Raw genomic sequence first — 20,425 nt, 5'->3', positions numbered from 1 at the left:
GCCGGGAACGCCAGGGGTTCAGCTGAGACGGCGCCAGATCCAGAAGACGATCGCGAGCCCAGTGAAGCCCAGTACGGCCAGGGCAAGCGCCTTCAGCAACCTCCTCCAGTCCGTCGCCCCTTCCGGGCTCACTTTTCCCAGGGTCTCCGTCGCCGGGATGTCGCTGTCGGCAAGGAGCACCGCGATCGGCACGTCCATGCGGTCGGCGATCCCCCGGGCGCCGGCCACGGTGGAGAGCGCGTGGCTGGTGAAGGCGAAGCCGTGGCCACCGGGTGCGAGAAGCCACTCGGCACGGCGCCGGAACGCGGCGAGGGCCTCTTCGCTGCCGAGCGCCCCGGCCCAGGACCGGCCGTCGTCGGGCGTCGCGGCGGCCGGCGACGGATCCGGCAGGCCGGCGACGACCGTCGTCAGGAGATCCGGCTGCGGGCGGCCGCCGGACTCCAGAAGGGCGTCGACGGTGGCGCTGTCGAGTTCCTTGTCGAGCGCCGCGCCCAGGGCGCGGCGGTCCATGTCGTCCAGCCCGGCGGAGACCAGCCGTCGCACCAGGCCGGTGTCGTCCGGGGAACCCGCGGCGACGAGCGTGTACCGGATCGCGGTCCCGATCGAGTCACGCCGCGCCGACGGGACGGCGGACAGCAACACCCCGCAGTCGTCGCCGTCCCGCATGACGATCACCTCGGGCTCCTCCAGCACCACCCACTCGGCCAGCTTCTCCCACCAGCGCACCGGCGGCGTCCCGCCGAGGAAGGCGTAGTCGCTCTGGCGCGGTGTCCCGCGGGTCATCAGGTAGATCTTCATGAGCTCACCACTCCTCCACACGGGGGTCGTAGGCGGTCGACGCCATCTTCTCCATGGCGTCCTGCACCTGGCGGCGCCGGCGTTCCACCGCGGCGATCTCCTCGGTGCTGCGGGCCCGGCCCTTCTCGTTGCGCCGCCGTTCACCGCTGACGATGTAGGCGCTCCTGCGCCACATCCCTTTGATCTCCTCATTTCGCCGCTGAAGCCGCTGATACGCCGTCTGGTGCTGCTGGGCGAGCCGCTCCTGACCGGCATCCCAGCCGGAGATGACGCAGCGGCACAGTTCCTGCATGACGGCGCCGGCGGCCTTCACCGACATCTGCGGCTTCCGGTCCCGGAACCGGTAGTGCGCCTGGAACTCCAGGACCTCGGAGCCCGGCGTCTCGTGCCAGTGCACCTCCATCAGCTCGACACAGCCGTACGTGTCGATCGGGGCGTAGATCACCCGCACCTCACGGTCCTGCGCCTCCGCCCGGATGATCTCCAGCAGGCGTCCGTACTTGTCCCGGACCGCCAGGCGCAGCCGGCCCGCGTCACGGCCGTGACCGAAGTTGTCGTCGAAGTACTTCTCGCACTTCAACGGCGCGAGGACGAGGACGGCCGGCTCGCCCCGGTGCTCGTCGAGGTTGCGATGCGTCACCCATTTGCGGGTCACCGCCTCGACGTCCTCGAAGGCGAGCAGGTCCGGCACCGACCGCCGCTCCGCAGGCCGGGAAGCCTCCAGGAGCACTGCCGCGTCGATCGGCACCAGCAGCATCAGGCTGTCCTTGATGTGGGCCTCGCACTCGGCCCACTTGGCGGCCGAGTCGGGCACCCTGTTGCGCTCCTCCGGATTCAGCCACCCGCCGGGGAAGTCCAGGATGCTGAACGGGACATCGACCGTCTCGTCGCCGGCCGACTGCAGGCTGACCCGGTAGTAGGACATGGCCTGGGTGCCGCCCAGAGCCGCCGCGTTGAACTCGACCGCCTCGATCGCCCGGCGCAGTTCGAGCCGCTGCCGGCGAACCCGGCTGCCGGTGCTCTCGTCCATCGTGACCGATACCGGGCTTCCGGCGAGCATGCGTTCGGTCTCCGACAGAACCGCGGTGAGCAGCGTGGTCTTTCCGACCCGGGACGGCCCGATCAGCGCCGCTTTGAACGCCTCGGTCATGATGTGCTCCTCTCCAGGGGCCCGGCCGCGGTCCTGAGCGTGGTGGCGAGGTCACGCAGCAGCTTGCGCAGGTGCTGCACGCGGGCGGTCGCGAGAGCGGATCCGTCCGCGGCGCCGGGCCACAGTTCGTCGTGGAACGCTTCCGCGAGCCGGCGGAACTCCGCCTGGGAGGCCGCCGACCGGATGAACCAGTCCTCGAACTGCTCACCGAAGGCCAGCAGCACCGCAGCGGTGGTGTCCGGGCCCCCGGCAAGCACCGTGCCGGAGTCGTGGACCGCCTGCCGGGCGAGATGCGACACCGCGGTGTACAGCGTCCGCGCGCCGTCGGGGGTGGCCGGAACGGTGAGCAGGGCGGCCGTCCGCCCGTCGTCGGCCGGCTCGGCACGCAGTTGGTACAGCGCCCGGCGCATGCCGGGAAGCAGGCGGGTCCGGAAGTCGAGCCGGACGTCCAGCGTGAACTCCACCGCATCGGCCAGGGTGGGGCAGGGATCCGGCGCCTCCCGCAGCCGTACGGCGAACTCCTCCAGCGCCGGCCGCACGTCCGCGTCCTTCTCCACCGGGACGCGCACCAGCTGCGGGCCCAGCGCGGCAGCCAGCCCCGCCCAGAACTCGGCACGGCGCTGCTCGAGCAGTTCGTCGATGGCGCTCAGCCGGCGGGCCAGCTCGATCCGGATCTCGTTCAGGGTCTGGGCGGCGAAGTTCAGCGAGCCGCCGTGCACCCGCATCTGCTCCAGCGCCCGGCGGCACCAGCCGTCGACGCCCTCACCGAACCCGTCAACCACCCACCCGCGCGTCTCGGTCTGCAACCGCTCGACGTGCGCGAAGTATTCGGCGTCCTCGTAGTTCTCGTCGGCCCGGTTCTCCAGGCCGGCGATCCAGCTCTGCAACGACGCGGCCACGGTGGCGCGCAGCGCGTCGGCGCGGAGCAGGAGCTGTTCGAGCGCGGTCGGGGTGAGCACCGACCGCAGCGCGGTCAAGGCGGTCTCGGTGGCGGTGAGCAGCTCGCCGCGCAGGGCGGCGCAGAGCCCGAGCGCGTGATCGAACACCGCCTGGTCCATCCGCGGCAGCGCGTCGGCCAGGTGGGCGAGAACGGGCAGCAGCACGTCGTCCTTCACCGCTCCCGGGTCGGCGGCGTCCGCCAGGATCCGCCAGTAGCCCGCCCGGCCCGCGCCCTCGTTGACCCGGGTGTCGATGTCGGCCACCAGCGCGTCGATGTTGACCTGGGAGCATCCACCGGTGTTCACCACGATCGCGACGAAGTCACGCACCGGCGCGGCGCCGGCCGCCCGGGTGATCAGGCTGAGTCCCCGGGCGTCGTAGTTGAACCAGGTCGCGTTGGCCTCCGCCGGCCGCTTCACGACCAGCACGAAGTCGATGTCGTTCTCCAGCCCGGCGAGATGGTGCTCCTCGGCGCGGGGCGACACCTCGCCGAGGCCGGGCAGGTCACACAGCCCGATGTCGTGCACGTCGTCGACCGGGAATCGGCAGATGATCTGCGCGTCCCGGACGGCGAGGTACCGGCGGTCCGGGACGGCGGCGCCGGGATCGGGATACGCCACCCAACGGCGCAGGTCCTCCAGCTCGACTCGCTCGGTACGGCCGGTCAGGTACCCGCGGTAGGAGCCGATGGAAGCCTGCATCTCCTGCAGCCGGACCAGCATCGGGGTGAGTTCGACACGCCGCCCCGGTTCGACGGCGAGTTCCTCGCTGCTCCGCGGATACGTGAACCGCGCGAATTCCTCGACGGTCCGCGGGGGCGCGCCCAGGCCGAGCTCCTCGTGGTACCCCGCCAGCAGCTGCGCGCTGAAGGAGCTCTCGGAATGCAGGGTGAGCACGGCCTCCCGGCGGTCGGTGGAATGCAGGATCCGGCTGCGCACCGCGGTGACCGGCTGCCCCGGCCCCGCCGGGATCTGCTCGTCGCCCAGGCCGCTGAGCGCCTGCAGCAGGGTGCTCTTGCCGTTGCGTGCGCGGCCGCTCACGCCGATGTTGACGGTTCGCCGGCTCAACCTGGCCCGAACCGCTGCCAGGGCCGTGAGCACCTCGGCCACCTGAAGATCGAGTTTGGCCGTGTCCAGCACGGCGAGCCCGGCGACATCCGGAATCGCGATGATCGCGTCCCCTAAATGCCGGACAGAATTGCGTACCGTTTCCCACCGCTCGATTTCGAAAGAGATTACCGGTAGTAGCTTGCGGCGATCGGCCAGGACCGCGGCTATTTTGATATTGATGTCGCTCATCGGATCATCTCCTAGTGGAGAGCGCAGCTCATGCTAGGCACGCACCGGTCACCCCGACCAACCGTCGATCGTGCCGGTCCACCGACAGATCTCAGACAATGGGGCGTCCCGCGAAAATGACTCGTACCGTCCCGATGGCGGCGGCTATCGTCAGGCCATGCACGGGTGGCAGCGATTTCCGAACCCCCGGCCGGGAGACGGCCGCGGGGTGACCGGCATGCGCTGACAGCACCGGATCTCCGCGGGTGCGGCCGGGGGAAGACATCGACCCCTCATCCACCGCCACCGTCTGGAGATCCGCTCATGTCACATCCCGAAGACCTCACCCGTCTCCTCAGCTTGCGCGACCTGACCGACCCGGCACAGGGCGACCACGCGATCCAGATCCTGCTCGACACCGTCGTCGCCGCGGTGCGCGACCGTTCCGGCGGCACCGTCCGATACGTGCGAAAGTCACCGATCGTGACGGTCAGCGACAACTACGACCGCTTGGGGTACGACCCGGGGGACGTCACCCGGGATCGCCGCTACACCCGCTATGTGAGCCCGTCGACGATGCTGCGCAGCCACACCACCGCCGCCCTGCCCGCGGCGCTCGAGAACTACGCCGGCCGGACCGGCGTCGACGAGCTGATCGTCGCGCCGGGCCTGGTGTACCGGCGGGACGTCGTCGACCGCCATCACGTCGGCGAACCCCATCAGGTGGATCTCTGGCGGATCCGCAGCACGCCCGGGCCCGGCGATCTGCTCGACATGGTCGGCGTGGTGGTGGAGGCGGTCCTCCCGGGCGCGGAGTGGCGGGTCACCGAGGTCACCCACCCGTACACCACCGGCGGACGGCAGATCGACGTACGGCACGACGGGCAGTGGCTCGAACTCGGCGAGTGCGGCCACATCCACCCCGGCGTGCTGCGCGGCTCCGGCCTGGATCCGGAACGCTGGTCGGGGCTGGCGCTCGGGATGGGCCTGGAGCGGGCCCTCATACTGCGCAAGGGCGTCCCCGACATCCGATACCTGCGGGCCGCCGACCCGCGGATCGCCGCGCAGATGCTCACCCTGGACCCGTGGCAGCACGTGTCGCCGCTGCCGCCGGCCCGGCGTGACATCTCCGTGGTCGTGGCGGACGACGAGGACGAGGAGACCCTCGGCGACCGGATCCGGGCCGCGCTCGGCGACGACGTGGACCTGGTCGAATCGGTGGAGCTGCTCAGCCGTACGCCGCACGCCTTCCTGCCAGAGGCAGCCCGGTCCCGGCTGGGCACCCGTCCCGGCCAGGTCAACGTCCTCCTGCGGATCATCCTGCGGCCGATCGACCGCACCCTCACCGCGGCCGAGGCCAACACGATCCGCAACACCGTCTACCGCGCCGTGCACGAGGGTCCCGTGCCGGAGATGATCAGAGCGTAGGGAACACCACGCTGAAGAAGACGGCCAGGGCGATCGCCCAGATCAGGGAGCCGACCAGCGCGGTCACCCACGGCTGGCGGCTCTTGACCAGCAGGAACGGGGCGTGGATCAGGAAGGCGAAGACCTGGCCGAGGAAGCCGCTCTCCTTGATCACGGTCAGCAGCTGGTCGGAGACGGTGTCCAGGTGGCTGGCCTGCAGCCGGGCCGCCATGCGCTGGGCGACCAGGCCGTAATACCCGAACACGGTGGGGAAGATCCAGAACGGCGCGATGCGTACGAGCATGGTCTCGGACAGACTGCCGAACAGCACTGTGTAGATCACCGCGGCGGACCCGAGGCCCAGCGCGATCAGGGCGATGTAGAACGCGCGCTGGGTCCGGTCCACCGGCGCCGGTGGCGGCGCGGCGGGCTGGTGCGGATGGCCGCACTGCGGGCAGGCGGTCGCCGCGGCCGAGATCCGCCACTGGCAGGCCTCGCAGGAGTCGAAAGCCGGCGCGGTGGCGGCGGGCACGGCTGCCACCGCGGCCCCGCGCCGCCGGCGGGCCGTGGCCAGGACCGCGATGCCGCCGGCGACCCCGGCCACCGCGGCTGCCAGGAGGGTGTTCCGGTTGTACTCGGCGTCCTCCAGACGCCGCAATGTGCTGTCCGCGTAGTCGGTCCACCGGTCGCGTTCCCGCGGGTCGGCGACGGAACCGGCCTGCTGCAGCTGCCAGCTGCGCACCCCGGCCTCGTGACTGGCGTCCATCCCGGCGGAGATCCCGAACAGCAGCAACGGAATGCTCAGCACGAACAGCACGATCCCGGAAGCACGGCTCGACATGCGACTCCCTCCGCCTTGGAGGCCACACCGTAACCGGTCACCTCAAGTCACAGCCCGACAGCGGTGCGGAATGCGGAGCGCCCATGCCGGAGCAGTCGCTGCGAGGAGGCGCGGGCCTCCGGTGGTGAAGGGGTTGGGCGCCACCACCGGAGGCCGCGCGGTCAGGGGATGGCCGTGGTGTTGAAGGCGAACCGGGCCACGGAGTCCGCGATGGCGTCGGCGTTGACGTCGAAGGCGGTCAGGTTCACGTTGCTGATGGTGTCGCACGCCTGGTGGTAGCAGACGTCGTAGGCGACGCCGGCGGTGCCGCCGAACAGGGCCTGCTCCTCCGGGGTCTTGAGGCCCTCGGCGCCGGTGAAGATGCCGCCGGCCGGGATGCCGACCGCGATGAACGGGCCGTAGTCGGAGCGGCCGTCGAAGTCGGTGCCGACGTGGCCGAGGCCGCGCTTGTCGAAGAAGTTCGCCAGCTGCTTCTCGATCTGCGCGGAGCCGGGCGGGCCGGCCGGTGAGCCGGTCGCGTCGGAGTCGTCGCCGTCGTACAGCTTGTAGGCGTAGTTGGGTGAGGCGACCATGTCGAAGTTCAGGTACAGCTTGATCTTGTCCCGCTGGGCCTGGGTCAGTTCCTCGACGTACTGGTCGGAGCCGAGCAGCCCGATCTCCTCGCCTGCCCAGAACGCGAAGCGGACCTTGTTGCGGACCGGGAAGTTGCGCATCTGCAGGGCGGTCTCGAGGATCGCGGCGGTGCCGGAGCCGTTGTCGTTGATGCCCGGGCCCTCGGGGACGCTGTCCAGGTGGGCACCGACCATGACGACGTTGTTCGGGTTGCCGAACCGGGTCTCGGCGATCACGTTGTGGTTGGTGCCGAGCGTCAGGGTGGCGTCGACCTTGAGCCGGACGGTGGCGCCGGGGGTGGCGGCGAGCTCGTTGCCGACGGCGAAGTCGGCGAACACCATCGGGATTCCGGCCCGCCATTCGCCGATGTCGAGCGGGTACGCGTCGGTCCGCCCCGGCTGTCCCTCGTTGAAGACGATGACGCCGGAGGCGCCGGCGAAGCCCGCGTTACGGATCTTGGTGGCGAACGCGCACGTGCCGCGCTGGATGAGCGCGATCCGGCCGGCGACGAAGCCGTTGAAGTCGCTGGTCTCGCAGCCGCTCGTGGAGGTCGGCGTGGGGGTGGGCGGCAGGGTGAGGTCGACGCCCTGCACCTGGGCGGTCACGTCGCCGGCGGGTGAGGGGGTGAAGGTGACGAAGTCCTCGTTCGGCACGTACGTCTTGCCGCTCGGCGCGGTCAGGTTCAGCGTGGGCGGGCTGTTCTCGGCCCAGTTCTGCACGAAGGCGATCGGGTCGAGGGTGACCTTGTAACCGGCTTTGCGCAGCTTGTCGGCGACGTAGTCGCGGGAGGCGTCGTAGCCTGGCGTGCCGGCGGCACGGTTGCCGCCGTTGGCGGTGGCGATCGCCTGCAGCTTGTCGAGGTGTTTCTTGGCGTGCGCGCCGGTGACCTGCTTGACCAGGATCTTGGCGAACACGTCGTCGGGCGCGACGGTGTGGGCGCCGGCCGGCGCCGGCTGGGCGGCGACGACGGCGAGCGCCGCCGCGGCCGCGACGATGCCGGCGGCCTTTCGATGACGGTTGATGCGCATGGTTCCCCCCGGGCGTGATGAGACAGTGACTCCCGTGAAACGCGGTGCTGGACGAATGTAACCGCGCCGGGAACTCCGGGGATGGCCCGATCGGGTCCGATGAGGACACGTCGGCAGGCGGATGGAGAACAGTCCGACAAACCGCGGCGGCACGGGACGTCCCGTGCCGCCGCGGTTTCTTCAGGGGGCAGATCAGCAGAGGCCGACCTTGGTGTACGCGCTCGAGCACCGCTCGTCGCAGCTGGCGAGCCGCTGGCAGCTGCGGCAGCGGTAGACGTCGTCGGTGTTGCAGTAGCAGAAGCCCCAGAACTGCGTCGGGGTGCAGGCCGCTGCGGCCTCGACCTCGGGTACGAAGCGGGCGAGCAGGCGGTCGGCGAGCGTGCTGATTCGGCGCATGGTTCTCCTCGTGTCGGGTGGCGATCACGCACCGCACTGGTTGCGGCCAGCCGAACCTAGGACGGGCCGCTACAGGCGGCGTACGCACCGGATACATCGCCGCGGCTGTAGGTCCGCTGTATCCGTGGACCCTACGGTCGGACTCCTCGAAGGGAGGCTCGTCGTGGACTGGTCGGTGGCGTGCCGGGCATTGCTGGTGGTGACGTTCGTCGTGGCGGCGGCCGGGAAACTGCGGCCGGCCGGGTTCCGGGAGTTCCGGCTGTCGCTGTCGCGCGGCCTGCCGGTCCCGGAGTCGCTGGCCGGGCCGCTGGCCGTGGCCGTGGTGGGGGCGGAGGTGACGGTGGCGGCGGCGGTCGCGGCGCCGGTCACCGCCCGGTGGGGGTTCGGGCTGGCGGCGCTGCTGCTGGTCGCGTTCACCGGGGCGCTCGTGGTGATGCGGCGCCGCGGCTCGACCGAGCCGTGCCGCTGTTTCGGCGCGACGCCGGCGCCGCCGGGCCGGGCCGCCGTGGTCCGCAACGTGCTGCTGCTCGCGACCGCGCTGCTCGGTCTCGCCGGGACGCCGGTGGACCGGTCCGGCCCGGTGGTCGTGCTGGCCGTCGCGGCGGGCGCGGTGGCCGCGCTGCTGCTCATCAACCTCGACGAGATCGCACACCTGATCACGGCCTGAACAAGGAGAATCATGTCCTATCTGGCAGCCGCCGTCACCCTCACCGGTCTGCTCGGCATCGTCAACCTTCTGCTGACCTTCGGCGTGATCCGGCGGCTGCGCAAGCACTCGGAGCTGCTGGCCCGGCAGGCCGCGGACCAGCACGGCCCGGACGGTCCGCTGATGCTCGCCGCCGGGCAGGTGGCGGCCCCGTTCGAGGCGACCGCGAACGACGGCGGGGCGGTCTCCCTGGCCTCGTTCACCGGGCAGACGCTGGTCGGGTTCTTCTCCCCCGGCTGCCCGGCGTGCGAGGAGCGGATGCCGTCGTTCCTGGCGTACGCGAACGACCTGGCCGACCCGTCCCGGGTCCTGGCCGTGGTGGTCGGGAAACCGGACCGGGCGGGGCCGCTGGTGGCCGAGCTGTCGCCGGTCGCGCGGGTGGTGCAGGAGGCGTCGGACGGCGCGGTGGCGGACGCGTTCGCGATCCGCGGGTTCCCGTCGTTCCTGCTGGTCGACCCGGACGGCACGGTGGCGGCGAGCAGTCTGGTGATGACCGAGCTGCCGGTTCCCGCCGCGGCATGAGGCTGACGCTGCGGGCCCTGCGCTACGTCTGGCGGGTCTCCCCGGCCCGGCTGCTGGCCCGGATCGTGCTGGTGGTGGCGGCCGGGCTGATCCCGGTGGCGCTGGCCTGGCTGACCCGGACGGTGCTGGACCGGATCGCCGACCCGGCGGCGCCGCTGCTGGGCCCGGCGCTCACGCTTGCCTTCGCCGGGGTGGCGGCGGCCATGTTGCCGCAGCTCAACGGGTACGTCGACGCCCAGATCGGCCGGTCCGTCACGCTGTCGGCCAAGGACCGGCTGTTCGGGGCGATCGGCCGGCTGGCGGGGCTGGCGAAGTTCGAGGACGCCGTCTTCCACGACCGGCTGCGGATGGCGGCCCACGGCACCGGCGGTCCGGCCGATCTGGTGAGCAGTGGTCTCGGCGCCGGGCAGGGCGTGCTGACGATCGCCGGTTTCCTGGGCACCCTGGCGATGCTCAATCCGTGGATGGCGCTGGTGGTGGTCGCCGGGTCCGCGCCGACCCTGTGGGCGGAGCTGAACCTGAGCCGCGACCGGGCCCGGGTGAGCTGGGATCTCAGCGCGGCGGGCCGCCGGGAGATCTTCTACGCGGGCCTGCTGACGAGCGTACGGGCTGTCAAGGAGGTGCGGCTCTTCGGTCTGGGCGGCCTGTTCCGGGGCCGGATGCTGACCGAGTTGCGGGCGATCGACGCCGGGCAGCGCGGCGCGGACCGGCGGGAGCTGCGGGCGCAGGCGCTGCTGGCGGTGACCGGCGCGGCGATCGCCGGCGGCGGCCTGGTCTGGGCGGTGATGGCCGCGCGGCAGGGCCGGCTCAGTGTCGGCGACGTGGCGGTGTTCGTGGCGGCGGTCGCCGGGGTGCAGGGCGCGCTGGCGTCGGTGTTCGGCGCGGCCGGGACGGGTCATCACGCGCTGCTGATGTTCGGCCACTACTGCGCGGTGCTGGACACCGGCCCGGACCTGCAGCCGTCACCGACCGGCCGGATCGCCGAGGTGCCGGAGCTGCGGCACGGCATCGAGTTCCGGAACGTCTGGTTCCGTTATCGCGAGGATCTGCCGTGGGTGCTGGCCGGCGTCGACGTGACGATCGCGGCGGGCCGGTCGACGGCGCTGGCGGGGCTGAACGGGGCCGGCAAGAGCACCCTGGTGAAGCTGCTGTGCCGGTTCTACGACCCGACCCGCGGCACGATCACCTGGGACGGCGTGGATCTGCGGGAGTTCGACCCGGCCGCGTTGCGGCAGCGGCTGTCCGTGGTCTTTCAGGACTTCATGGAGTACGAGCTGAGCGCCGCCGAGAACATCGGGGTCGGTGACCTCGCGGCCCTGGAGGACCGCGAGCGGATCACGGCGGCCGCCCGCCGGGCCGGTTGCGACCCGTTCCTCGCCGACCTGCCGCACGGGTACGACACCCTGCTGACCCGGATCTTCCTGGACGCCGCCGACCGGGACGACCCGCGGACCGGGGTGGTGCTGTCCGGCGGCCAGTGGCAGCGGGTGGCGCTGGCCCGGGCGCTCGTGCGCGACCACGGTGACCTGCTGATCCTGGATGAGCCGAGCGCCGGCCTGGACGCGGCGGCCGAATCCGAGGTGCACGAGCGGCTGCGCGAGCACCGGCGGGGCCGGACCAGCCTGCTGATCTCGCACCGGATGAGCACGATCCGCCAGGCCGACACCATCGTGGTGCTCGGCGACGGCACGGTCACCGAGCGGGGCGATCATGACGCGCTGGTGGCGGCCGGTGGCGCGTACGCGCGGCTGTTCGCGCTGCAGGCCGCCGGTTACCGCGAGGAGGTGGAGGTCGCATGACGTACTGGTGGTGGCTCACCGTCCCGGCCGTGGTGGCGGTCGCCGCGCTGGTGTGGACGCGGCGCCGGCACGCCGTGGTGCGGGTGACCGGCTCGTCGATGGCGCCGGCGTTCCGGTCCGGGGACCGGGTCCTGGTCCGGCGGGCGACGACGTCCATCAGGACGGGGGACGTCGTCGCCGTCGAGGCGCCGGAGCAGGGCACGTGGACCACCACCCCGCTCTCCGCCGGGATCACCGGCCGGCGCTGGCTGATCAAACGGGTCGCCGCGGTCGCCGGGGAGCCGGTGCCGGCGGCCGGGCTGCCCGCGCTGGCCGGGGAACGGGTCGTTCCGGACGGCTCGCTGGTGCTGCTCGGTGACGCCGGGGAGATCAGCTACGACTCGAAGCAGGTCGGCTACTTCCCGGCGGACCGGGTGCTGGGCATCGCGGTCCGGCTGGTGGACGGCCCGCCGGACGCCTCCCGGACCAGGGCGCGCACCAGGCCGTGAACGCGGTACCGCAGCGGGCCGGTCTCGGTCAGGAAACCGGCGTCCACCAGGGCGTCCAGGCGGTCGGCGCCGCCCGGGGGCGGCTCCGGCCGGGCCTGCCCGCTCAACGCCCGCAGCAGCCGCTGGTCGTCCGGCGGCAGCGCCCGGTAGGCGCTGCCGAGCCGGGCCCGGACGTCCAGGTCCCCGGCCCGCAGCGTGTCCAGGCGGGTCGACTCGTCGGCCAGCAGTCCGGCCAGCCGGGCCAGCGGCCGCCAGGGACGGCTCGCGGCCCGGACCGCGGCGATCCGGACGGCCAGCGGCAGCCGGTCGCACCATCGGACGATCTCCCGGACCGCTGCCCCCTCCGGGCCGGCCGGGCGGCCCAGGACCTCGATGAACAGGGCCGTCGCGTCCGGTTCGGGCAGGCCGGCCAGGGCCACGAACCGGGCGCCGTCCAGGGCGCAGAGCCGGTTCCGGCCGGTCACCAGGACCCCGCAGTCGGCGGCGCCGGGCAGCAGCGGGCGCACCTGGGCGGCGTCGGCGGCGTTGTCCAGCACGATCAGCATCCGGCGGCCGGCGAGCGCGCTGCGCAGCATCCCGGTACGGCTGGGCAGCGCGGCGGGGATCCGGGCGGCGGGCACGCCCAGGGCGATCAGGAACTGGGCGAGCACCTCACCGGGCGGAGCCGGGTCGGGTCCGTCGCCGTGCAGGTCGGCGTACAACTGGCCGTCGGGGTAGGCGGCCCGGACCCGGTGCGCCACGGTCACCGCGAGGGCGGTCTTGCCGGTGCCGGCCAGCCCGGACACCGCCACGATCGGGAGGGCGTCGCGCGGGGTGGTGGTGAGCGCGCCTACGGCGTACCCCGCCTCGGTCTCCCGGCCGGTGAAACCGGCCACCGCAGGCGGCGTGAGAAACGGTGTGACCAGCGCATCCGTGGCCGTGATCCGGTCCGCCGGGGCGGGTTCGGCGTCCAGCAGCGGGCTGCGCTCCAGGACGGCCCGATGCAGGCCGGTCAGGGTCCGGCCGGGTTCGATCCCGAGGTGCGTGCTCAGCTGGGCACGGGCCGTGGCGAAGGCGGCCAGCGCCCCGGACACGTCCCCGGCGTGGTAGAGCGCCGTCATGAGCTGGGCGTACGCGTGCTCCCGCAGCGGATTCTCCTCGAGGTGCCGGCGCAGCATCGGCACCGCCTCGGCGAACCGGCCGCCGCGCAGCCGGGCGTCCACGGCCTCCTCGACCGCCTGGACGCGTTCCTCCTCCAGCACCGCGGCGAACGTGCTCAGCACCGGCCCGTCGCGCAGCCCCTCCAGGGCTGAGCCGCGCCAGATCGCCAGCGCCCGGTCCAGGTGCCGGACCGCGGTGTGCGGCTGCCCGCCCGCGGCGTCGGCGCGGGCCCGGCCGACCAGCGCCCGGAAATCGTCCAGGTCGAGCCGGCAGTCCTCGGCGAGCTGCAGCCGGTAGCCGTGCGGGCGGGCCGCGATCGCGGCGCCGAGCGACCGGCGCAGCCCGGCGACGTAGGTGCGGATGTTGGCGACGGCGGACGGCGGCGGGGAGCCCGCCCACAGTTCGGTGGCCAGTTCGTCGACGGTGACGGTACGGCCGGCGTGGGTGATCAGGTAGGCCAGCACGATCCGCGGTTTGCCCGACGGCATCCGGACCGCCGCGCTCCCCCGCCGTACGTCCAAAGGTCCCAGTAGGCCGATCGACACCATCACGTCGCAGTCCCCCGCCCGTCGCTGTGTGATCGACATGGTCGGGGCGGCCGCTTACCGCACGCTTACCCGAAGATCCGTTCCCGCAGGCTGGGACAGTCCTCAGTGGATGTTGACAATGTGAAAGATGTAAAGTGATCAACTATGGCTGTCGATTTCCGCCTGCTCGGCCCGGTGCGGGTCACCGTCGACGGCGCCCCGGTCCCGATCGGCGGCCATCAGCGCACGGCCCTCCTCGCCACCCTGCTGCTGCACGCCAACCGGGTGGTCGGCACGGACCGGCTGGCCGCAGTGCTGTGGGCGGCCCGGCAGCCCCGCAACGCCCGGTCCACCCTGCAGGTGCGGGTCTCCCAGCTGCGCCGGGTGCTGGCCGAGGCGGGCGCCGGCGACGACCGCCTGGCGTACCGGACACCGGGTTATCTCCTGCGGGTCGGCCCCGGCGAGCTGGACCTGCTGCGGTTCACCGGCCTCGCCGACCGGGGCCGGGACCTGCTCGCCGCCGGCGACCACCGGCAGGCCGCCGCCCTGCTGCACGAGGCGGTCACGCTGTTCCCCGGGCGGGCGTTCGAGGACGTGACGGCCACGGCCCTGGACGCCGACCGGGACCGGCTGCACCGGCGGCGGATCGCCGTCCTCGCCGACCGCATCGACGCCGACATCCGGATCGGCCGGCACACCGCGGTCCTGGACGAGCTGGCCGCGCTGATCGAGGCGCACCCGTTCGACGAGCGGCTGCGCGGCCTCTACATGCTGGCCCTGCACCGGGCCGGCCGGCGCTCCGACGCGCTCGCCCATTTCCGGCAGGCCCGGCGGCTGTTCGCCGAGCAGGACGGCCTGGAACCGTCCGAGGAGCTGCGCCGCCTGGAGAAGGCGATCCTCACCGACGACCCCGCGCTGCACGGCCCGGCCGCCGCCACCCCCGAACCGGCCACGCCGGCGGTCGTCCCGGCGCAACTGCCGGCGCCACTGCCGCATCTCGCCGCGCGCGCCGGCGCCCTGCGACAGCTCGACGAGCTGGCGCCGGCCGGGGACGCGCCCGCCGTACCCGTGGTGGTCTCCGCGATCGGCGGCATCGCCGGAGTCGGCAAGACCGCCCTCGCCGTGCACTGGGCGCACCGGGCCCGGACCCGGTTCCCGGACGGCCAGCTCTACGTCAACCTCAAAGGCTTCGACCCGGCCGCGGCGCCGATGACCTCCTCGGACGCGCTGCGGACCCTGCTGGACGGGCTCGGTGTGCCCGCACAGCGGGTGCCGTTCACCGTCGACGCCCAGGCCAGCCTCTACCGCAGCATCCTCGCCGGGCAGCGGGTCCTCGTCCTGCTCGACAACGCCCGCGACGCCGACCAGGTGCGCCCGCTGCTGCCCGGATCGCCCGGCAGCATGGCCCTGGTGACCAGCCGCAACCAGCTGACCGGCCTGGCCGCCACCGACGGCGCCCGGCTGCTGGCGCTCGCCCCGTTCAGCCCCGCCGCATCCCGTGAGCTGCTGGCCGCACGGCTCGGGCCCGCGCGGGTCGACGCCGAACCGGCGGCGATCGACCGGATCGTGCGGCGGTGCGCCGGGCTGCCGCTGGCCCTGTCGATCGTCGCTGCCCGGGCCGCCGCCGACCCCGACCGGGACCTGACCGCCCTGGCCGCCGACCTGGCCAGCGGCGACCTGGACTCGCTGACCGCCGGGGACCTGGCCAGCGACGTCCGGGCGGTGTTCTCGGCGTCCTACCGGGTGCTGTCCGGCGACACGAAACGCCTGCTCCGGCTGCTCGGCCTGCACCCGGGGCCGGACATCACCGCCGCGGCCGCCGCCAGCCTCGCCGCGATCGAACCCGCCGCCGCCCGCGCCGGCCTGGCCGAACTGGTCCGCGCCGGATTCGCCGACGAGCACCTGCCGGGCCGGTTCAGCATGCACGACCTGCTGTGCGCCTACGCCGCCGAGATCGCCCGGCAGCACGAGCCCGAGCCGTCCCGCCGGGCCGCCGTCGCCCGCGTCACCGACCACTACCTGCATACCGCCTGCGCCGCCGCCCAGGCACTGGTCCCGCACGGCGATCCGCTGACCCCCGATCAACACCTTGCGGGGGTACGCCCGGAGCACATCCCCGACCGGAACACCGCCGTCGCGTGGTTCACCGCCGAACTCCCCGTGCTGCTGGAGATCTTCCACACCGCCGTGGCCGCCGGGCTGGACCGCCGGGTCGTCGACCTGGCGTGGGCGCTCGCCCGGTTCCTCGACCTGCGCCGCCGCTACCACGACATGGCCACCACCCAGACGCTGGCGCTCGCCGCGGCGGCCCGTCTCGGTGACGACGCCGCCCGGGCCCGCGCGCACCGCCTGATCGGCCTGGCCGCCGCCCGGGAGGCCCGGCCCGCCGACGCCCTGGAACACCTGACCGCGGCCCTCGAACTGAACCGGAGCATCGGCGACCACATCGCGCTGGGGCACACCGGCATGACCCTCGCCCAGTTGACCGCCCAGACCGGGGATCATCGCGCGGCCCTGGGGCACGCCCGGACGGCGTACGCCGCCTTCGAGACCGGCGATCATCGGTACGGGCAGGCGAACGCCCTCAACTCGATCGGCTGGTACCACGCGAAACTCGGCGCGTACGACCTGACGCTGGAGTTCTGCGCCCGGGCCGCCGACCTGGCCACGGCACTCGGCGACGCCCGGGCGATGGCGTCGGCCGCCGACAGCCTGGGGTACGCCCACCACCATCTCGGCGACCACGAACAGGCCGCACGGTGTTACCGGCAGGCGGTGGAGATCTACGCCGGAGCCGACGACCGGTACTTCGAAGCCGACACCCTGCTCCACCTGACCGACACCCTGCAGGCGATGGGCGACCTCTCCGCCGCCGTCGAGGCGGCCACCCGCGCCCGGGACCTGCTCGACGCGCTGGACCATCCCGACGCGGCCCGCGCCCGCGAGAAGCTCCTTCTCCTCGGCTGAGTCCCAGAAGCTGTCTTCGCACCCAGCGTCGCAGCTCACGGGCCCACTAAGTGATCAAGGTGCCAAGGAACCGTCCGTGTGGGCGTCATGGTGATGGTAAGGCGAACGGCTCTTGTGGAGGTGAGGACCCGGCCATCGAGAACCGACGTGCTGCCGCGCGCGGGCAGCCGATCGATTGTCCGGTGTCGTGGCAACAGGCCCGGCCCGCCCCACTCACCCGATGCCACGGTGAGCAGCAGTGTCATCGCGGCGCCGCAGGCAGCGCAGTCCATCGGGTGCGGGTCGGTCAACGCCCAGGATGCGAAGCCACCCACCTTCCATCCCGGAGCGACTGACAGATCGTCGAAGTAACTGTGACCGGTCCGTTCCTCCCACGCCTCAATCCGAGCAACCAGGTCGCCGGGGAGCAGATCGTGGTACTGGTACTCCAGGACCTGCTCCGGGTGCACGACGCACGGCGTGGGGAGGTAGTTGTCGCGGACCACCGCCGGTTGCGGCGCGGTCCCGATATACGAACGGCAGAGACAGAGCTCAGCCGACCAGAAGACGTTCTATCGGCGGAAACGGGCTGCGAGACAGCCACTCAGCCCGTTCTTCAACCCTCAAGCGGCGCTACTGCGCCGCTCGAAGTCGGTAGGGGCGGGCACGTCGAACCGATGAGGCGCCTGGTTGGCTACGAGCCATGATCGGTCGCCTCCCCGTGGACGAACAACTCGTGGCGTTGAAGTCGGCGCTGTCTCGCAACGACGTGCTGTTGGAGGTGATGAGCCGTGCGGCGTCGCTGGAGTTGCCGAGCTGGTACGTGACGGCGGGCTGCCTCTTCCAGACCGTGTGGAATGTCGTCACGAACAGGAGTCCTACCAGCGGTATCAAGGACTACGACATCTTCTATTTCGACAGCAGCGACCTGTCCTGGGATGCCGAGGACAAGGTGATCAAGACCGCGCAGCGCGCCTTCACCGGGTTGGCCGCCGACGTCGAGATCCGCAACGAAGCGCGGGTGCATCTGTGGTACGAGCAGAAGTTCGGCTCCCTTGCCCTGCATACGAGTCCACTGAGGCGGCGATCGACTCGTTCGCCGCCACGACGTGCTGTCTCGGGGTGCGTCTGGAAACGGACGGACGGTGGCGCATTTATGCGCCACACGGTCTATCCGACGTCTTCGGTATGGTCCTGCGGCCGAATCCCGTTCTAGCTCCGCGCCAGGTCTACGAGGCCAAAGCAGAACGCTGGCTTCAGCAGTGGCCTGAGCTCACCGTGCTGCCCTGGCCGTGATCCAGCGTCAGCTGCCGGCGCCCTCCGATCGATGATGTGTGCGCGATCGCATCCTGCGCCTATTGATAGTCGTTGTGGCAGTCAGTGCTGATCGAGGTTTCAGTATCGTTGACGTTGCCGAGACTCTCGGCGCTCTTTCTGCCGCTGAACGCCAGATCGCCATGACAACGTATGCGGACGGATTATTTTTAGAGAGAGCTCTCCGAATGGCACGCCGGCTCACAGTGCGCCGCAGTCGAGATCGAAATCCGAACCGCGCCTTGCCGGCACCGTCCGCGCACCACCGGGCGGCCATGGCCACGGCCCACTGTGGCCCGGGCCCGAGGGCCGGTCCAGTAGGCAGCCTGCGGATCCCCGTACAGAAGCAGCAGATCTTCGACGTCGTCAGGTCCGACCGGTGACAGCATGAGCCACCCACTTTTCACAGTGCAGTCGTATTGTGGTTAGCGGTGCAAGCCATGTGGAGGAGGAGTGAGCACGATGACAGTGTCCACAGCGGTGGTACGCGCGGCCTTCGAACATCTGCGGCAGGGCGACCTCGACGCCTGCGCCGAACACCTCACCGAGGACTTCGTCGTCAACCTGCCCGGGCTGCCCGGGCCCCTGCACGGCCGGGAGATCTGGCGGGCCGGCGTCCAGGCGATGCGCGACGGCTTCCCCGACCTGACGTTCACCATCGAGGACATCGTCGCCGACGGCGACCGGGTCGCGGTGCGCCTGCACTTCACCGGCACCCACACCGGCCCGTTCCAGAACGTGCCACCGACCCACCGCAAGGTCACCTTCACCAGCATCGACATCTACCGCGTCGCCGGCGGCAGGATCGCCGAGGAATGGGTCTCCCCGGACATGGCCGGCCTCATGCGCCAGATCTCGTGACCTACTGTCGACCACATGCCGAACACCCTCGCCGCCGGCCTCCGCGAGTTCCCGCCGGGGCCGGCATGTCACTGGAGGAACTGAGGGCAGCGACGCGGCACATGCTGTCGCTGCATCGCGGCGAGAATCCTCGCGGGAAACTGGAGGCGACCGAGTCGTGTCGCCTCGCCTTCTCGCCGTCGTGAACGCCCTCCCCCTCCAGCCGTCCTCCCGGGTGTTGGAGATCGGCTGCGGTCCCGGCGCGGCGGCCCGCCCGGTGGCGGCCCGCCTCACCACCGGTCACATCCTGGCCGTCGACCGGTCCGCGGCCGCGATCGCCCAGGCCGCGGCCCTCGCCGCCGCCACCACACCGGGCGCCCGCCTCTTCATCGACGGCGGCGACCCGCTGCGGGAGATCACCATCCCCCGCTCATGAGCCCCCGGATCTGTTCGAGCCATTCCGCGGCGAGCCGGCGCCCGTCCGGCAGCCGGTCGTCGCGGTCCCAGCGCCACGCGGTGGCGATCGCCAGGGTGAGCGTGCGGCAGTCGCGCAGCAGGCCGGGGTCGGCGCCCGGATAGTGGTCGCCGACCTCGCCGGGGGCGTGCGCGAGGTCGAACTCGATCGGTCCCCGGCAGCACGTCTCCAGGTCGATGAACAGCGGTCCGCCGCTGGTCGCCAGCACGTTGCCCGGATGCGGTTCCCCGTGCAGGAGCTGCCCGTCCCGCCCTTCGACCACCGCACGCAGGCGCCGCAACGTGCCGGCGAGGAATTCCCGGTCGCCGTCGGCGAGATCCGGCGTACGGCCACGGTCCGCCACCAGCCGCCGCGCCCGTTCCACCCGCTCCGTGACGTGCGGCGCCGGAATGTCGAGGGTCCGCATGCCGGCATGCAACCGCTGGAGCGCCCCGGCATAGTCGGCCGGCGGAATCACCCCGGGCAGTGGCTGGTGGTAGGCCCACAGCGTGACCGTCCACCCGTCCTGCTCGTGGACACCCGGCGGCACCCGGGGCTCGGGCGCCGCCACCGGACTCCCCGCCGCGGCCAGCCGCCGCGCGACCTCCACCTCGAACCGGGCGTCGTCCCGTCCCGCGGCAGCCACCCGCGCCAGCACATCACACGGCAGCAGCCGCACGGTGACCCGATTCGACTCCTGCAGAACGGTCGCCTCGCCGGCCACCAGCCCGAACGACGACGCCACCACCTTCGCCGCCTCGATGGCCTGAAGGGTCGCCGACTCCCGCACACGCTGATCCTAGGGCCTCGCCTTCGACCGCGAGATCTGCAAACGCCGGATGGCGAGGTGCGGGGCGGTCCCGCCCGGGATCGCCCCGCACCGTGGTGAGCCGCACGGACGCTTGTCAGCTTGCCGGCCCCATCGCGATCGAACGAACCCGGTTGCGGGCCTGCTCCGCCGCACCGGAGTCGGAGCTGACGCCGACTACCTCGATGAAGGTTCTTGCACCCATGGACAGGCAGGTGACCAGTACGGCAACACCCGAGCCGTTGAGCGTGCCGGCGCCGGCGACGTGCGGCCCCGAGGTGAAGCTGATGTCGAGGCCTGTCTCGCGGATGGCGAACTCCGCGTCCTTCAGGGCTTCTTCCTGCGATTTGGCCCTGGTGTCTGAACCCACGTGGATCACCGGAGCATCTTGAGCCATGATCGTCCCCTCCTGATTGGTGTACCGGATGTGGTA

At 72.0% G+C, this 20,425-nt stretch carries 19 protein-coding genes and 1 pseudogene; 10 read left to right on the top strand and 10 right to left on the bottom strand.

Annotated elements, in window-relative coordinates; genetic code table 11:
• Positions 1–18 precede the first annotated feature (18 nt).
• From ACZ3II_RS41105 to ACZ3II_RS41095, 3 genes are read right to left on the bottom strand one after another with little or no spacing between them, the layout of a single operon-like run.
• The gene (locus ACZ3II_RS41105) at positions 19–798 is read right to left on the bottom strand and encodes a hypothetical protein (protein WP_465525847.1); all 780 of its coding nucleotides are present in this window, start codon (positions 796–798) and stop codon (positions 19–21) included.
• A 4-nt stretch (positions 799–802) separates the two neighbouring features.
• Positions 803–1,948 carry a hypothetical protein gene (locus tag ACZ3II_RS41100; RefSeq protein WP_465525845.1) on the bottom strand — a complete coding sequence of 382 codons (1,146 nt, stop codon included), beginning with the start codon at positions 1,946–1,948 and terminating at the stop codon, positions 803–805.
• Complete coding sequence (locus ACZ3II_RS41095; protein ID WP_465525843.1) at positions 1,945–4,185, bottom strand: hypothetical protein; 2,241 nt, start codon at positions 4,183–4,185, stop codon at positions 1,945–1,947. The genes ACZ3II_RS41100 and ACZ3II_RS41095 overlap by 4 nt, the downstream gene beginning before the upstream one ends.
• A gap of 303 nt (positions 4,186–4,488) precedes the next feature.
• On the opposite strand from ACZ3II_RS41095, the gene srmL reads away from it, so the two are divergent.
• Positions 4,489–5,592: a PheS-related mystery ligase SrmL gene (srmL, locus tag ACZ3II_RS41090; protein ID WP_465525841.1), complete on the top strand. Its 1,104-nt coding sequence runs from the start codon at positions 4,489–4,491 to the stop codon at positions 5,590–5,592.
• On the opposite strand, the gene ACZ3II_RS41085 is transcribed toward srmL, so the two are convergent.
• The 3 genes from ACZ3II_RS41085 to ACZ3II_RS41075 all read right to left on the bottom strand — a co-directional run bounded on the left by ACZ3II_RS41085 (position 5,582) and on the right by ACZ3II_RS41075 (position 8,448).
• A complete protein-coding gene (locus tag ACZ3II_RS41085) occupies positions 5,582–6,412 on the bottom strand; it encodes a hypothetical protein (RefSeq protein WP_465525839.1) in 831 nt (276 codons plus the stop codon). The genes srmL and ACZ3II_RS41085 overlap by 11 nt on opposite strands.
• A gap of 161 nt (positions 6,413–6,573) precedes the next feature.
• Positions 6,574–8,052, bottom strand: coding sequence for a M28 family metallopeptidase (locus tag ACZ3II_RS41080; protein WP_465525837.1), 1,479 nt, complete (start codon positions 8,050–8,052; stop codon positions 6,574–6,576).
• Between the two features lie 192 nt (positions 8,053–8,244).
• Positions 8,245–8,448: a hypothetical protein gene (locus ACZ3II_RS41075; protein ID WP_465525835.1), complete on the bottom strand. Its 204-nt coding sequence runs from the start codon at positions 8,446–8,448 to the stop codon at positions 8,245–8,247.
• Between the two features lie 163 nt (positions 8,449–8,611).
• On the opposite strand from ACZ3II_RS41075, the gene ACZ3II_RS41070 reads away from it, so the two are divergent.
• The 4 genes from ACZ3II_RS41070 to ACZ3II_RS41055 are packed head-to-tail and all read left to right on the top strand — an operon-like array spanning position 8,612 to position 11,963.
• Positions 8,612–9,115, top strand: a complete 504-nt coding sequence (locus ACZ3II_RS41070; protein WP_465525833.1) for a MauE/DoxX family redox-associated membrane protein — start codon at positions 8,612–8,614, stop codon at positions 9,113–9,115.
• A gap of 12 nt (positions 9,116–9,127) precedes the next feature.
• On the top strand, positions 9,128–9,676 hold the full coding sequence (locus ACZ3II_RS41065) for a TlpA family protein disulfide reductase (protein WP_465525831.1): 549 nt from the start codon (positions 9,128–9,130) through the stop codon (positions 9,674–9,676).
• Complete coding sequence (locus ACZ3II_RS41060) at positions 9,673–11,475, top strand: ABC transporter ATP-binding protein (protein ID WP_465525829.1); 1,803 nt, start codon at positions 9,673–9,675, stop codon at positions 11,473–11,475. Before ACZ3II_RS41065 ends, ACZ3II_RS41060 begins: the two co-directional genes overlap by 4 nt.
• Positions 11,472–11,963, top strand: a complete 492-nt coding sequence (locus ACZ3II_RS41055) for a S26 family signal peptidase (protein WP_465525827.1) — start codon at positions 11,472–11,474, stop codon at positions 11,961–11,963. The genes ACZ3II_RS41060 and ACZ3II_RS41055 overlap by 4 nt, the downstream gene beginning before the upstream one ends.
• Here ACZ3II_RS41055 and ACZ3II_RS41050 read toward each other — a convergent pair.
• Complete coding sequence (locus ACZ3II_RS41050; RefSeq protein WP_465525825.1) at positions 11,870–13,624, bottom strand: AfsR/SARP family transcriptional regulator; 1,755 nt, start codon at positions 13,622–13,624, stop codon at positions 11,870–11,872. The two genes, ACZ3II_RS41055 and ACZ3II_RS41050, sit on opposite strands and share 94 nt — an antisense overlap.
• Positions 13,625–13,795: 171 nt before the next feature.
• On the opposite strand from ACZ3II_RS41050, the gene ACZ3II_RS41045 reads away from it, so the two are divergent.
• Positions 13,796–16,597 (top strand): AfsR/SARP family transcriptional regulator, encoded by a 2,802-nt coding sequence (locus ACZ3II_RS41045; protein WP_465525823.1) that lies wholly within the window; start codon positions 13,796–13,798, stop codon positions 16,595–16,597.
• Between the two features lie 35 nt (positions 16,598–16,632).
• Here ACZ3II_RS41045 and ACZ3II_RS41040 read toward each other — a convergent pair whose 3' ends face one another.
• Positions 16,633–17,082: a hypothetical protein gene (locus ACZ3II_RS41040; protein WP_465525821.1), complete on the bottom strand. Its 450-nt coding sequence runs from the start codon at positions 17,080–17,082 to the stop codon at positions 16,633–16,635.
• A 197-nt stretch (positions 17,083–17,279) separates the two neighbouring features.
• Here ACZ3II_RS41040 and ACZ3II_RS41035 point away from each other — a divergent pair.
• The 4 genes and pseudogenes from ACZ3II_RS41035 to ACZ3II_RS41020 all read left to right on the top strand — a co-directional run.
• Positions 17,280–17,558 (top strand): annotated as a pseudogene (locus ACZ3II_RS41035) (nucleotidyltransferase family protein); the annotation flags it as partial.
• Positions 17,559–17,605: 47 nt separating this feature from the next.
• A complete protein-coding gene (locus ACZ3II_RS41030; RefSeq protein ID WP_465525819.1) occupies positions 17,606–17,872 on the top strand; it encodes a nucleotidyltransferase family protein in 267 nt (88 codons plus the stop codon).
• A gap of 480 nt (positions 17,873–18,352) precedes the next feature.
• Entirely contained in the window at positions 18,353–18,751 is a 399-nt protein-coding gene (locus ACZ3II_RS41025; RefSeq protein ID WP_465525817.1) for an ester cyclase, read from the top strand.
• Positions 18,752–18,932: 181 nt separating this feature from the next.
• Positions 18,933–19,166, top strand: a complete 234-nt coding sequence (locus tag ACZ3II_RS41020) for a methyltransferase domain-containing protein (RefSeq protein WP_465525816.1) — start codon at positions 18,933–18,935, stop codon at positions 19,164–19,166.
• On the opposite strand, the gene ACZ3II_RS41015 is transcribed toward ACZ3II_RS41020, so the two are convergent.
• Positions 19,147–19,974, bottom strand: a complete 828-nt coding sequence (locus ACZ3II_RS41015; RefSeq protein ID WP_465525814.1) for a phosphotransferase enzyme family protein — start codon at positions 19,972–19,974, stop codon at positions 19,147–19,149. The two genes, ACZ3II_RS41020 and ACZ3II_RS41015, sit on opposite strands and share 20 nt — an antisense overlap.
• A gap of 115 nt (positions 19,975–20,089) precedes the next feature.
• Positions 20,090–20,371 carry a hypothetical protein gene (locus ACZ3II_RS41010; RefSeq protein WP_465525812.1) on the bottom strand — a complete coding sequence of 94 codons (282 nt, stop codon included), beginning with the start codon at positions 20,369–20,371 and terminating at the stop codon, positions 20,090–20,092.
• Between the last annotated feature and the right edge of the window lie 54 nt (positions 20,372–20,425).

Source organism: Actinoplanes sp. NPDC019969 (genome assembly GCF_055562375.1).
The sequence above is the reverse complement of the archived record's forward strand: the minus strand, read 5'-3'. Positions and strand labels throughout refer to the sequence as shown.

What these genes read in the sequence shown, in the direction of transcription:
- ACZ3II_RS41105 (WP_465525847.1), bottom strand. Translation starts at nt 798, where the DNA reads ATGAAGATCTACCTGATGACCCGCGGGACACCGCGCCAGAGCGACTAC.
- ACZ3II_RS41100 (WP_465525845.1), bottom strand. Translation starts at nt 1,948, where the DNA reads ATGACCGAGGCGTTCAAAGCGGCGCTGATCGGGCCGTCCCGGGTCGGA.
- ACZ3II_RS41095 (WP_465525843.1), bottom strand. Translation starts at nt 4,185, where the DNA reads ATGAGCGACATCAATATCAAAATAGCCGCGGTCCTGGCCGATCGCCGC.
- srmL (WP_465525841.1), top strand. Translation starts at nt 4,489, where the DNA reads ATGTCACATCCCGAAGACCTCACCCGTCTCCTCAGCTTGCGCGACCTG.
- ACZ3II_RS41085 (WP_465525839.1), bottom strand. Translation starts at nt 6,412, where the DNA reads ATGTCGAGCCGTGCTTCCGGGATCGTGCTGTTCGTGCTGAGCATTCCG.
- ACZ3II_RS41080 (WP_465525837.1), bottom strand. Translation starts at nt 8,052, where the DNA reads ATGCGCATCAACCGTCATCGAAAGGCCGCCGGCATCGTCGCGGCCGCG.
- ACZ3II_RS41075 (WP_465525835.1), bottom strand. Translation starts at nt 8,448, where the DNA reads ATGCGCCGAATCAGCACGCTCGCCGACCGCCTGCTCGCCCGCTTCGTA.
- ACZ3II_RS41065 (WP_465525831.1), top strand. Translation starts at nt 9,128, where the DNA reads ATGTCCTATCTGGCAGCCGCCGTCACCCTCACCGGTCTGCTCGGCATC.
- ACZ3II_RS41060 (WP_465525829.1), top strand. Translation starts at nt 9,673, where the DNA reads ATGAGGCTGACGCTGCGGGCCCTGCGCTACGTCTGGCGGGTCTCCCCG.
- ACZ3II_RS41055 (WP_465525827.1), top strand. Translation starts at nt 11,472, where the DNA reads ATGACGTACTGGTGGTGGCTCACCGTCCCGGCCGTGGTGGCGGTCGCC.
- ACZ3II_RS41045 (WP_465525823.1), top strand. Translation starts at nt 13,796, where the DNA reads ATGGCTGTCGATTTCCGCCTGCTCGGCCCGGTGCGGGTCACCGTCGAC.
- ACZ3II_RS41025 (WP_465525817.1), top strand. Translation starts at nt 18,353, where the DNA reads ATGACAGTGTCCACAGCGGTGGTACGCGCGGCCTTCGAACATCTGCGG.